This is a genomic window from Streptomyces sp. NPDC023573 (assembly GCF_055559735.1).
This window is the reverse complement of the sequence record NZ_JBVHKB010000003.1, coordinates 407,165-420,138: the sequence shown is the minus strand read 5'-3', so window position 1 is coordinate 420,138 and position 12,974 is coordinate 407,165. Positions and strand designations below refer to the sequence as shown.

General features: G+C 71.8%; 7 protein-coding genes. All 7 read right to left on the bottom strand.

Annotated features, from left to right (window positions below; all coding sequences use genetic code 11):
* Positions 1-96: 96 nt before the first annotated feature.
* On the bottom strand, positions 97-1,902 hold the full coding sequence (gene ggt, locus ACZ32T_RS12380; RefSeq protein ID WP_467366645.1) for a gamma-glutamyltransferase: 1,806 nt from the start codon (positions 1,900-1,902) through the stop codon (positions 97-99).
* A gap of 91 nt (positions 1,903-1,993) precedes the next feature.
* On the bottom strand, positions 1,994-2,761 hold the full coding sequence (locus ACZ32T_RS12375; RefSeq protein WP_467366642.1) for a thioesterase II family protein: 768 nt from the start codon (positions 2,759-2,761) through the stop codon (positions 1,994-1,996).
* A gap of 126 nt (positions 2,762-2,887) precedes the next feature.
* Entirely contained in the window at positions 2,888-3,532 is a 645-nt protein-coding gene (locus tag ACZ32T_RS12370; protein ID WP_467264221.1) for a response regulator transcription factor, read from the bottom strand.
* Entirely contained in the window at positions 3,496-4,770 is a 1,275-nt protein-coding gene (locus ACZ32T_RS12365) for a sensor histidine kinase (protein WP_467366640.1), read from the bottom strand. The genes ACZ32T_RS12370 and ACZ32T_RS12365 overlap by 37 nt, the downstream gene beginning before the upstream one ends.
* An 86-nt stretch (positions 4,771-4,856) precedes the next feature.
* Entirely contained in the window at positions 4,857-7,367 is a 2,511-nt protein-coding gene (locus ACZ32T_RS12360; protein ID WP_467366638.1) for an FtsX-like permease family protein, read from the bottom strand.
* Positions 7,367-8,170, bottom strand: coding sequence for an ABC transporter ATP-binding protein (locus ACZ32T_RS12355; RefSeq protein WP_467264215.1), 804 nt, complete (start codon positions 8,168-8,170; stop codon positions 7,367-7,369). The genes ACZ32T_RS12360 and ACZ32T_RS12355 overlap by 1 nt, the downstream gene beginning before the upstream one ends.
* A gap of 926 nt (positions 8,171-9,096) precedes the next feature.
* Positions 9,097-12,972 (bottom strand): type I polyketide synthase, encoded by a 3,876-nt coding sequence (locus ACZ32T_RS12350; protein WP_467264213.1) that lies wholly within the window; start codon positions 12,970-12,972, stop codon positions 9,097-9,099.
* Between the last annotated feature and the right edge of the window lie 2 nt (positions 12,973-12,974).

Here is a 12,974-nt window from a genome sequence, read left to right as displayed (position 1 = left end):
CGCATGAAGGCGGCCGGCCGCGCAAAGCCCTCGGGGCCGGTACGACGCTGCTGGGCGCGACATACCGGCCCCGAGGCCACTGCTACCGCCGGCCGGTCACGAACGACCGCCCGGATGCACCACCATGGCCGAGCCACCGCCGCGCCGCACCTTTTCGGCGGCCGCGAGCCAGCGCCCGTCCGGGAGCCGCTGGACGCCGGTGGCCGCCCCGATCTCCGGATTCGCCTTGAACACGTGCCCGAGGGCCTCCAGCTCCCCGCGCACCGGGCTGTTCCACAGCCCCGGCTCGATCTCGGTCGTCGGCGAGTTGCGCTGGCTGGCACGGGGCGCGGCGATCGCGTCGACCAGTGGCAGCCCCCGGTCCAGGTGGCCGGTCAGCGACTGCAGGACGGTGGTGATGATCGTGGCACCGCCCGGCGACCCCAGGGCCAGCACGGGCTTCCCGTGCTCCAGGACGACGGTCGGCGAGATCGAGGAGCGCGGGCGCTTGGACGGGCCCGGCAGGTTCGGGTCGTGGACCGCCGGGTCGGCGGGCGCGAACGAGAAGTCGGTCAGCTCGTTGTTGAGCAGGAAGCCTCGCCCCGGGACGGTGATACCGCTGCCGCCCGTCGACTCGATCGTCAGGGTGTAGGCGACGACGTTGCCCCACTTGTCGGCGGTCGTCAGGTGCGTCGTGTTCTCACCCTCGTACGTCGTGGGCGCGGCCTCGCCCCCGGTGGCGCAGCGGGCCGGGTGGCGCGGGTCGCCGGGAGCGAGCGGGCTGGTGAGGACCGCGTCGTCCTTGATGAGGCACTCCCGCGAGTCGGCGAAGCGCTGGCTGAGCAGCTCCCGCGTCGGTACGTCCTCGAAGGCGGGGTCACCCACCCAGCGTCCCCGGTCGGCGAAGGCGATCCGGCTCGCCTCGATCAGGCGGTGGAGGTACTGCGTCCCGCTCGCCTTCGAAAGGTCCGTCGACTCCAGGATGTTGAGGGCCTCGCCCACGCTCGTACCCCCTGACGAGGACGGCGCGATGCCGTACACGTCCAGGCCCCGGTAGGTGGTCTTCGTCGGAGCCTGACGCAGTGCGCGGTAGGACTTCAGGTCCCCGGTCGTCAGATCTCCGGGACGCACCACACGCGTGGCCGCCGGGTCCACGGGCGGCTTGCGTACCGTCGACACGATGTCCCGGGCCAGGTCGCCCCGGTACAGCTCGTCGACGCCCTCGCGGCCCAGTGTCCTGTACGTACGGGCGAGGTCGGGGTTCTTGAACACCGACCCGGTCACCGGCAACTCCCCGCCGGGCAGGAAGAGTTCGGCGGTCGCGGGGAAGTCGGCGAACCTCGCCTCGTTGGAGGCGGTCTGGGAGCGGAAGGTCTCGTCCACGACGAAGCCGTCGCGGGCCAGCCGCTCGGCCGGTTCGAGCAGCCGCCCGAGCGGCTTGCTGCCCCAGGCGTCGAGGGCCTTCTCCCAGGTGGCGGGCGTGCCGGGCGTGCCGACCCCGAGCCCGCTGGTGACGGCGTCGGCGAAGGGCACCGGCTTCCCGTTCTCCAGGAAGAGCGAGGCGTCCGCACTGCGGGGGGCGGTCTCGCGGCCGTCGATGGTTCCCACCCGGCCCGTCCTCGCGTCGTAGTGGACGAAGTACCCACCGCCTCCGATGCCCGCCGAGTAGGGCTCGGTGACGCCCAGAGCGGCGGCGGTGGCGACAGCCGCGTCGACGGCGTTGCCGCCCTTGCGGAGCACCTCGATACCGGCCGCCGATGCGTCCGCGTCGACGCTCGACACCGCTCCCCCGTACCCCACCGCCACCGGGGACTTGGGCGGCGGCACGGGTGGCGCCGAGGCCGCGGGGGCCGCCGCGCCGAGCGAACCGATGACGGCGATCGCGAGTGGGAACGACACATTCCGGCCGACGGAACGACGCATCCGTACCTCCTGTGAGGGATCGTCCGCGCAGGGTAACGCCCTGACACCCGCATCGTCAGGACCGCCTCGGCCACATGTACGGACGGGCCTGTCAGGCCGTGCCCGCCGGTACGGCCGCCCGTTCGGCGATCAGTTGGAGGATCTCCCGCCGGTGCGCGGCCAGGTAGAAGTGACCGCCCTCGAAGACGCGGAACTCGAAGGCCGCGTCCGTGTGCCTCGACCAGGCCTGTGCCTCATCGACGCTGACCTTGGGGTCGTCGTCGCCCACGAGGCTCCACACGGGGCAGTGCAGCGTCGGGCCCGGCTCGTAGACGTAGGTCTCGGCGGCCCGGTAGTCGGCCCGGATCGCCGGCAGGGCCATGCGGATCAGTTCCGGATCGTCGAGGATGGCCGAGTCCGTACCGCTCAGCAGCCTCATCTCCTCGACGATGCCGTCGTCGTCACGCAGGTGGACGACCTCCGTGCGGGGTGCGGACGGCGCGCGCCGCGCGGAGGCGAACAGGGCGTGCGGCACGACGCCGTGGTCGCGTTCGAGCCGGCGCGCGATCTCGAAGCCGAGGGTCGCGCCCATGCTGTGCCCGAACAGGACCAGCGGGCGGTCCGTCCACTCCAGGAGCACGGAGGTCACCTGGTCGGCCAGTTCGGCGATCGTGGCGACGCAGGGCTCGGCCCGCCGGTCCTGGCGCCCCGGGTACTGCACGGCGAGCACGTCGGTGCCGGCGGGCAGGCCCGCCGACACCGGCTGGTAGAAACTCGCCGAGCCGCCCGCGTGCGGCAGACACACCACCCTGACCGCCGCGTCCGGGCGGGGGTGGTAGCGGCGTATCCACAGGCGGTTGTGTTCGGCCGACGTGGTCATGGGGCGCGTGTTCCCTTCGTGGCGGCGGCGCGGACGGGCCGCGTCGGGCGTGCCCGGGAAGTCTCACCGCTCGGGCGCTGCGGCGCACACCCCTACCGCCCCCAGGTCCGGGGGCGGCAGGCGGGATCACGCGTTGAGGTAGGCCAGCACCGCCAGGACTCGGCGGTTGTTGTCACTCGACGGGGGGAGCATCAGCTTGGAGAAGATGTTCGAGATGTGCTTGGCCGCCGCGCCCTCGGTGACCGTCAGCCGTTGGGCGATGGCCGTGTTGGAGCACCCTTCCGCCATGAGTTCCAGCACGGTGCGCTCCCGCGCGGTGAGCGCGGACAGCGGCTCGTCACGGGAGTGGGACGTCATCAGCTGGGCCACGACGGTGGGGTCCATGGCCATTCCCCCTGCCGCGACCCGGCGGACGGCGTCGATGAACTGCCTGTCGTCCAGGACGCTGTCCTTGAGCAGATAGCCGATGCCGCCGGTGCCGTCGGCCAGCAGTTCGCGGGCGTACATCTGCTCGACGTGCTGTGACAGGACGAGGATCGGTAGACCGGGCCGCTCACGGCGGGCCAGAAGGGCGGCCTGCAGGCCCTCGGTGGTGAAGGTCGGCGGTAAGCGGACGTCCACCACGGCCACGTCGGGGCTGTGTTCGGCGATGGCTCGTCCCAGGTCCGTCCCGTTGTCGACGGCGGCGACCACCTCGCAGTCGTAGGCCTCGAGCAGTTGGATGATTCCCTGCCTCAGGAGGAAGAGGTCTTCGGCGAGGACAACGCGCACGGCAACTCCATTTTCATGACGGTCGGCCCGCCCGGGGGACTGTCGATCTCCAGGACGCCGTCAAAGGATGCCAGCCGCCGACGGATCCCCTCCAGGCCGCTCCCGGCCGACATCTCGGCCCCGCCACGGCCGTCGTCGGTGACCTGCCCGTGCAGGGCGCCGTCCGCGTAGTGCAAGGTCACCTCGACCCGTCGGGCGTCAGCGTGCTTGAGGGCGTTGGTGAGCAGTTCCGACACCGAGAAATAGATGGCGGACTCCACCGGATCGGGCAGTTTTCCGGGAAGGGCCGCGGCGACCGTGACGGGCAGTGGGCTGGCCAGGCCCAAAGCCCTTACGGCGTCGGCGAGTCCGCGCTCGGCGAGCACCGGGGGGTGGATGCCCCGGACGAGGCCGCGCAGCTCACGCAGAGCCTGCACGGAGGAACTGCGCGCGTCGTTCAGCAGCCGGCGTGCCTCGTCGGTGTTCCGGTCCAGCTGCCGGTCGACGGCGCCGAGGGTGAGGCCGAGACTGACCAGCCTGGCCTGGGCGCCGTCGTGCAGATCCCGTTCGATGCGGCGCACCTCGGCGGCCTGGATGTCCAGAGCGCCGGAGCGCGTCTCCGCCAGGTGCTGGACCCGGGAGGCCAGTCGGGCGCCCTGGGTCGGGCCCAGCAGGAACAGGACGAAGTAGGCGTGGCCCTTCAGGATCCAGGGGCTGAGATGGAGCCAGCCGACGAGCACGGCGAGGGCCGCCAGGGCTGCGGCGAGGGCGGCGGGCCAGCTGTCGACGGTGATGAGCGCGTACCAGCGGCCCACTCCGTCGGAGGCGACGGGCCGCCACAGGCCGCAGGCCAGCACCAGCCCCTCCCCCGCGTAGTACAGAAGCGCGGCCGGGGCGCTGCCGAGCAGCAGGCCGACGACGCTGTTGAGGAGCAGCCACAGCAGGTCCCGCCAGCTCGCCGGATCGGCCAGGATCCATTTGCAGCGGCGCACCCAGCCGACGATGTCCCGTTCGATCTCCTCCGGTTCGGGCCGGTAGGGCCGTTCCACCGGGACTCCGGAGCGGGCGGCGGCACGCCGGTTCAGGTCGCAGATCCAGCGCACCGCGGTGGTCAGGTGGGGCAGCGCGAGGAAACCGATCCCGATGAGGCACAGGATGACGAAGTACGTGGTCGTGACGAAGAGCACGACCGAGGCCAGGGCTCCGGCGGCGATCAGTGCGCCGACCAGTGTGTCCTGGGCGGCCCGGCTCAGTCGCATGCGCCCATCCTCCCACTCGCGGGGACGGGCGGGGGGAGGACCGTCCCCGGACGGGGGTGCCGGGGACGGTCCCGTTCGCGGAAGGCTCACGCGGCCTTCACCGTGTCGACGGCGGGCGTGCGCATCCCGCGCCACGAGGGAAGGAGCGTGGCGCCGAAGACCAGCACCAGGGACCCTCCGACGATGGCGAGGTAGATCCCGGGGGATCCGGAGGGCAGATAGGAGTCGGACTTGACCATGCTGTACGGCACGATGGTGGTCGCCGCGGCGATCGTGCCGAGGACGGTGGCGATGATTCCGATGAGGACGCCCTCGACGGTGAGCATGCCGAGCACCTGGCGGCGCGTCGCGCCCGTCAGCTGCTGGAGGCCGAACTCGGCACGGCGCTTGCGGGTCACCGCCACGAGGGTGTTGACGACGGTGATGGCGGCGTATCCGACGATCATGGCGACGATCGTATAGTTCGCGGCGACCAGGATCTGCTGGATCTGGTTGTTCCGGCCGGCCAGTGAGTCCCCGTCGTCCAGTTCGGTGCCGGGCACGCTCGCGGCCAGCCCGGCCAGTGCCTCACGGAGTCCGGCGGGGCCGCCCTGTTCGGAGCGGACCAGGATCTGGTGCGGAAGCCCGTCACTCGTGTGCGGGGCCAGGGTCGCCGCGGGCAGGGTCACGTACTGCTGCTTGGGGTTGTCGGCGTAGAGGGCGACGACGGTGGGACGCACGGCGGTGCCGTCGCCGAGGTGCAGCGGAAGCCGGTCCCCGACTCCCACGCCGTATTCCTCGGCCTTCTTGTCGGAGAGGGCGACCGTGTCTCCGCGCAGGCCGGACAGGGATCCGGCGACGGGCCGCAGATCGAGGCTCTCCCGCACGCCTTCGGCGGACACGCCCCGCAGTTCGGTGTCGGTACGCCCGTCGGGGGCGTCGACGAAGCCGCGGCTGGTGACGAACTCCGAGGCGGCCGCCACGCCGGGGGTCGCCCGTACCTGGTCGACGACGGCGGGGGCGAATCCGCCCGTGGTGGAATCGAGGACGTAGTCGGCCAGGACGTTCTGGTCGTAGGAGCTCTGGGAGACGTGGTCCTCGGTGGCCTGCATGTAGAGGGTGCCGGTGGCGATGCCGATGAGCAGGACGATGGGCGCGACGGCTCCCGCCATACGGACGTTGGCCGTGGTGGCGTTGCGCAGGGCGAGCATGCCGGGGATGCCGGAGAATGCGCGCACCGGCAGGTGCAGCAGGAGGACCATCACCTTGGTGATGCCGGGGGCGAGCAGCGCCAGGCCGATGCAGAACAGCACGGAGGCGGGTCCTGCGGTGCTGGCCAGGGTGGGGCCGTCCTCCATCACCGTGGCGGTGGCGACGGCGAGGCCGATGCCGTTGGCGAGGAAGAACAGCGCGATCAGCAGGCGCGGCACGCTGAACCAGCGGGTGCCCGCGGCGGACTCGGCCAGAGCGGCGACCGGTTCGGTGCGGGCGGCGCGGCGGCCCGCGAAGCGGGTGGCACCGGCCGCGGCGAGCACCGTGACGACGGCGCCGACGGCCATCGGCACCCAGCCGGCGTGGTAGACGATCGCCGACGAGACGACGCCGCTGGAGGTGAGCACGCCGAAGAGCAGCCGGCCCAGCAGATATCCCGGGTACAGGGCGAGCAGTACCGAGGCGACCGAGAGGACCGCGGTCTCGATGAGGATCATCCGGCGCAGTTGCTGCGGGGTGGAGCCCACGGCCCGCAGGAGGGCCATCTCCCGGGTTCGCTGCTGGAGAGACAGTCCGAGCGTGGAGGCGACGCCGAACATCACGATCAGCACCACGGACGAGCCGAAGATGGCCGCGAGGATCACGACGGTGCGCTGGCTGGAGAGGGTGCCGGGCAGTTCCGCCAGGCCGCGCCGCTCGCCGGTGAGCACCTCGGCCCGGTCGCCGACGACGGACCGCACCGCGCCGGCCACCGCCGCCGTGTCCGCGCCCTTCTCCGGCAGCACGCCGATCGAGTCGATCCGGCCGCCGGCCAGGGTGCGTGCCTGCTCGTCGCTGAAGAACAGCGCGGCGTCGGGGTTGCCGTCGCCGCGCTGGCCGGCGACACCGCTGACCGTGAACCGCCGGGTGTCGCCGCCCACGACGATCTCGACGACGGAGCCCGGTCCCGCACCGGCGCGCTCGGCGAGCCCGGAGTCGAGTACGACCTCGCCGCCGGCGACGGGGGAGGCGCCGGCGGCGAGGGTATAGGGGGTGAGCCGGGCACCGGCCCAGCCGTGGCCGTACGAGGCGTCCTCGCCGGTCAGCGCCTTGCCGTCCTTGAGGACGGTGGCGGGGAATGACACGTCGCCGACGGCGTCGCGGACGCCGTCCGCACGCGCCACCTCACCGGCCAGCTCCGGGTCGATACGGTGCCGTTCGGTCAGGGCGGCACCGTCGTAGGACTGTTCGCCGGTGACCACGACCGGGGCGCTGTTCAGGCGCAGCGGGTCGGCGGCCATCCGGACGCCGGTCTCCATCAGGCCGCCGCAGCCGATGACGATCGCGGCGCCGAGGAACATGGCGAGGAAGGTCGCGACGAAACTGGTCCGCCGGAACTTGAGGGTGCGCAGAGCGAGCCGCCACATCAGTACAGCCCTCCGGACGTCATCGGTGCGGCCTGCCGGCGGTTCTCGTCCTCCCAGGCACCGAGCCGTGTCATCCGCGCCGCGACCGCGTCGGCCGTCGGCCGGTCCAGTTCGCCGGCGAGGGCGCCGTCGGCGAGGAAGACGACCCGGTCGGCGTACGAGGCGGCCACCGGGTCGTGGGTGACCATGACCAGGGTCTGGCCGGCCGTGTCGACGGACTCGCGCAGCAGGGAGAGCACGGCCGAAGCGGTACGGGTGTCCAACGCTCCGGTGGGCTCGTCGGCGAAGACCACGGCGGGCTGGGTGACCAGGGCGCGCGCGATGGCGACGCGCTGCTGCTGACCGCCGGACAGCTCGGACGGCAGGTGGCCGAGGCGGTCGGCCAGGCCCACGCGCTGGACGACGGTGCGGATCAGGTTCTTGTCGGGGCGCTTTCCGGCGAGTTGCAGCGGCAGGGTGATGTTCTGCATCACCGTCAGGGCAGGCAGCAGGTTGAACGACTGGAAGATGAAGCCGATCCGGTCGCGGCGGAGCATGGTCAGCTGGGTGTCGTCCAGGCCGGCGAGGTCGGTGCCACCGACGGTCACGGATCCGGACGTGGGCCTGACGAGGCCCGCGGCGCAGTGCAGGAAGGTGCTCTTGCCGGAACCGGACGGTCCCATCACCGCGGTGAAGGTGGCGTCGGCGAAGCTCATGGAGAGTTCCCGGAGTGCGGCCACCTGGCTGTCCGCTCGTCCATAGATCTTCGACACGGTGTCCAGTCGTACCGCCTCCGTCCGACGGAGGTCGTGTGATGTGTGCATCGTGCTCCCCAATGAAATGACGCGCTTCCCACGCGGTGTCTGTGGATCAGATTAGGAGCGGCGAGGCCGTCGCACATTGGCCTTGTACCGCCGATTCGAGGTAGAGGTTTCTCTACCTCCGTAGGCATGTAAGTGGAGTCGCGCAGCAGTTCCCTACCATGGAGCTTTTTGCGAGTTCACGTCGAAACGTCGCGAAGAGGGGACGACGGGCTCCGGTATTTCGGTGACCCTGGGGGCGCCTGCGGCGGTTTCCGCAGCAGGCGCCGGGCGCCTTCGGGCCGGTGCGCGCACCTCTGCCCCGGACCGGACCCGGAACATCATTTTCCCGAAAGAAATACCGGCTCCTTGTCAAGGGGGCAGAAATACCCGCAGGACAGTGCACTCGCCATACGTTTGTCCGAATCGTTTACCCCACCGTAAAAGTGCGGCCATTGCCAGTGCCACAATGCGAATGAGCGGGTAACGTCTCAGTATCCGAAAACACGTCGAGGGATTGGATTCCATGTGTCCAGGACAGCCGGCCTCCCCACGGCCGAGAGGCATGACGGCGCCGCATACGCGAGGCCGGTGCGGCATGGGGCGTGACCACGGGCTCATCGCCAGCGTGCGGCCCGACGGGTACCTGGACCTGTTCGTGCCGCTCACCGGGAAACGCCACAGGTGCGGTCCTCGTGGTACGACGATGTGGCTCGCGCTGCAGCGCAGTGATTGGCAGACGGAACTCGCCGCGGAAGACGTCGCTGTGCGACTGGGGGTACATCCGGACAGTATTCGATGTGATATCCAGGCATGGATGTCGCATTTCCGTGAGGCGAGTCGGTGACGAAGCCGTGGAGCGGCGGCCTTCCGGCCACCGCGTCCCGCCGCAGGTCCGGCGGCCGGTGCGGGACGCACGGCCGCCGGTACCCTTCCCGGTGCTCCCGGCGTCAGGCCGCAGCGATGTCGGAGAGCCACTTCTCCACCGCTCCGGCGGTGGATTCGGCCCGGTCCTCCATGACCGTGAAGTGGGTGCCGGGTACTTCGGCGAGCTCGTGCGCGCCCTCCCAGACCGCCTGCCAGCCGTCGAGACCGGGGGCGAAGGGCTCCTCGGGCCGGACGAACAGCACCGGAGCGGTCAGCGGGCCCGGCAGGCAGTCCCCGATCAGGTCGCTGTAACGGCTCATCGCCGCGAGGCGCGCGGTGCCGAAGCCGCCCACTGACGATTCGCGGTCCAGCATGCCGTTGAACATCTCGCGCCGGAGCTGTTCGGTGCCGTCGTCCGCGAGCAGGTAGGTGTCCAGCAGGACCACGCCGGAAGCCGGCCGTCCGGCCTTCTCCATCGCCTCGGCCGCCGCGTGGGCGAACTGCCCGCCGGAGGAGTAGCCGAGGAGCACATAGGGCCGCCCGTCGGCGCAGGCACGCAGGATGCCGTCGACGACGACCTCCACGACCGCGTCGACGGAGCGCGGCAGCGGTTCCCCGGGCACGAAGCCGGGAACGTCCGGGACCAGCACGTCGCGTCGGCCGTGGAAGTGCCGGGCGAAGCGGGCGTACTGGTGGGCGCCGCCCAGCGCCATCGGGGAGGGCAGGCAGAGCAGTCGGGGTCCCTCGTCGCCCGTCGCCAGGCGCACGGGGTCGCGCACATCGCCGAACTCGGATGCCGAGGAGAAGCCCGGCAGGATGTCCGCCGCGCTGTGCAGCAGCGTCATGGCCCGTTCCCAGTTGCCGTCGGCCGCCGCGCGCCGCACCAGCCCGCTGACCGATTCGATGTCGTCGTCCGCCGGCTCGGCGCCGTCCCCGGCGAGGTGTCCGCGCAGGTGGGCGGCGAGCGCGGTGGGCGTGCGGTGGTCGAAGACGACCCCGGCCGCGACGGTGACGCCGAGGGCGTCGGCGAGGGCTCCGCGCAGTTCGGCGGCGGAGACCGAGTCCATGCCGATCTCCAGGAAGGCGTCGTCGGGTTCGACGGCCTGCGGTCCCGCGTGTCCGAGGATCGCGGCGGTCTGCGCCCGTACCAGGTCGGTGAGCAGGGCCTCCTGCTCGGCCTCCGGGGCCGCCGCCAGCCGCTCCCGCAGACCCTGCGCCGCCGGGACCGCGGCGGGGGCGACGGAATCGGCCGGTCCGGCGGCCGGCCGTGCGGTGGGCCGGTCCATGGTGAGAGGGACGTCGGCGTCCAGCCAGTAACGTTCGTGGAGGAACGCGTACGTGGGCAGCTCGGCGCGGGCCGTACCGGGGAAGAGCGCCGCCCAGTCCAGGGGCAGGCCGTCGGCGTGCAGCCGGGCGAGCCCGGACAGCAGGGCCGCAGGTTCGGCGCCGTGGCGTCGGCCGAGGGCCACGAAGGCGGCGTCGTCCTCGCCGACGCACTCCCGGACGAGACCGGTCAGGACGGCGTCGGGACCGACCTCGACGTAGCGGGTGACGCCCGCCCCGGCGAGGGCGGCGACGGCGTCGGAGAAACGGACGGTGCCGCGCACGTGCCGTACCCAGTAGCGCGGGTCGCACAGTTGCTCCCCGGCGGCAGGAAGCCCGGTGAGCGCCGAGACCACGTCCACGCGGGGTTCGTGGAAGGTGAGCTGCGCGACGACCGCGTGGAAGTCGTCGAGCATGGCGTCCATCAACGGTGAGTGGAAGGCGTGCGAGACGCTGAGCCGCTTGGTCTTCTCGAATCCCGCGGCTGCGGAGAGGACCGCCTCACGCTCTCCGGACAGGACGACCGCCGACGGCCCGTTGACCGCCGCCAGGCCCACCCGTTCGTCCAGCAGCGGGCCGACCTCGTCCTCACCGGCCCGCACGGCGACCATGGCGCCGCCCTCGGGCAGGGCCTGCATGAGTCGGCCGCGCGCGGCGACCAGGGTGCAGGCGTCGGCCAGGTCCAGCACTCCGGCCACATGGGCGGCGGCGATCTCGCCGACGGAGTGCCCCGACAGCACATCGGGCCGCACCCCCCAGGACTCCAGCAGCCTGAAGAGGGACACCTCGTAGGCGAACAGGGCGGTCTGCGCGTACTGCGTGCGGTGCACCGCCTCGGTGTCCTCGCCGCTCAGTACGCCCGCCAGGTCCAGGCCGAGGTGGGCGTCGATCGCGTCGAACGTCTCGGCGAACACCGGGTAGTGGGAGCGCAGTCCGAGCCCCATGCCGGGCCGTTGGGCTCCCTGGCCGGTGAACAGGAACGCTGTGCGGCCACCGGTTCGGGCCCGGCCGGTGACGGCGGTGGCCGAGGCGCCTCCGACGGCGAGAGCGTCCAGCCCTGCCCTGACCTGCTCCCGGTCGCCACCGACGACCACGGCCCGGTGGCCGAAGGCCGCGCGCCGGGTGCCCAGGGCCCTCGCGACGGCGGACACCGGCAGTCCGGGGCGGGCGTCGAGGAAGTCGCGCAGCCGCGCGGCCTGCGCGGGAAGGGCTCGCGCCGAACGGGCGGACAGGGGCAGCATGACGGCCGGTGCGGGGGGTTCGGGCTCCGACCGGTGGGAGGTGTCGTCGTCGGGTGCCTCCTCCAGGATCACGTGCGCGTTCGTACCGCTGATCCCGAACGACGACACCCCCGCACGACGCACCCGCTCACCCCGCACCCACGAACGCTCCTCATCCAGCAACCGCACCCGCCCCGCACCCCACTCCACCTTCCGCGACGGCTCACCCACATGCAGCGTCCGGGGCAACACCCCCTCCCCCAACGCCAACACCATCTTCATCACACCCGCCACACCCGCAGCCGCCTGCGTATGCCCGATATTCGACTTCACCGACCCCAGCCACAACGGCACCTCACGCTCAGCCCCGTACACCGCCAACAACGCCTGCGCCTCGATCGGATCACCCAACTCCGTCCCCGTACCATGCGCCTCCACCACATCCACATCACCCGCCGACACACCCGCCGACACCAACGCCTGCCGCAACACCCGCTGCTGCGACGGACCATTCGGCGCCGTCAGACCATTCGACGCACCATCCTGATTCACCGCACTCCCCCGCACCACCGCCAACACCCGATGCCCCAACCGCCGCGCATCGGACAACCGCTCCAACACCAGCACACCGAGGCCTTCGGAGAACCCGGTGCCGTTCGCGTCGTCGGAGAAGGACCGGCACCTGCCGTCCGGGGAGAGGGCGCCCTGGCGGCTGAACTCGACGTAGGTGCCCGGTGAGGCCATGACCGTCACTCCGCCGGCCAGGGCGAGGGTGCACTCCCCCTGGCGCAGCGCCTGCGCGGCCAGGTGGAGTGTGACCAGGGAGGAGGAGCACGCGGTGTCGACGGTGAGGGCCGGGCCCTCCAGGCCGAGGGCGTAGGCGACCCGGCCCGAGACGACGCTGCCGGAGCCGAAGCTGCCGAAGTAGTCGTGGTACATGACGCCCGCGAACACCCCGGTGGGGCTGCCGCGCAGCGACGACGGATCGATGCCGGCGTGCTCCAGTGCCTCCCAGGACCCTTCCAGCAGGAGCCGCTGCTGCGGGTCCATCACCAGGGCCTCGTGCGGGGAGATGCCGAAGAACGCGGCGTCGAAGTCCCCCGCGTCGTAGAGGAATCCACCCTCGCCGGTGGAGGAGCGGCCCGGGGTTCCCGGTACCGGGTCGTGCAGGTCCGGATCCCAGCCGCGGTCGTCGGGGAACACGCCGATGCCATCGCGGCCTTCGGCGACGAGGCGCCACAGGTCCTCGGGCGAACGGACTCCGCCCGGGTAGCGGCACGCCATGCCCACGATCGCGATCGGTTCCCGGGCCGCGGCGGTCTGCGCCCGGTTGCGCTCCCGCAGCCGCTCGATCTCCTTGAGCGAGGCGCGCAGCGCCTCGATCATCCTGGTGTCGGGCTTCTCGGACTCGGCCATGG

Excerpts from the sequence above, each read along its gene's own strand:
- ACZ32T_RS12350 (WP_467264213.1), bottom strand. The coding sequence starts at position 12,972 with ATGGCCGAGTCCGAGAAGCCCGACACCAGGATGATCGAGGCGCTGCGC.
- ACZ32T_RS12355 (WP_467264215.1), bottom strand. The coding sequence starts at position 8,170 with ATGCACACATCACACGACCTCCGTCGGACGGAGGCGGTACGACTGGAC.
- ACZ32T_RS12365 (WP_467366640.1), bottom strand. The coding sequence starts at position 4,770 with ATGCGACTGAGCCGGGCCGCCCAGGACACACTGGTCGGCGCACTGATC.
- ACZ32T_RS12360 (WP_467366638.1), bottom strand. The coding sequence starts at position 7,367 with ATGTGGCGGCTCGCTCTGCGCACCCTCAAGTTCCGGCGGACCAGTTTC.
- ggt (WP_467366645.1), bottom strand. The coding sequence starts at position 1,902 with ATGCGTCGTTCCGTCGGCCGGAATGTGTCGTTCCCACTCGCGATCGCC.
- ACZ32T_RS12375 (WP_467366642.1), bottom strand. The coding sequence starts at position 2,761 with ATGACCACGTCGGCCGAACACAACCGCCTGTGGATACGCCGCTACCAC.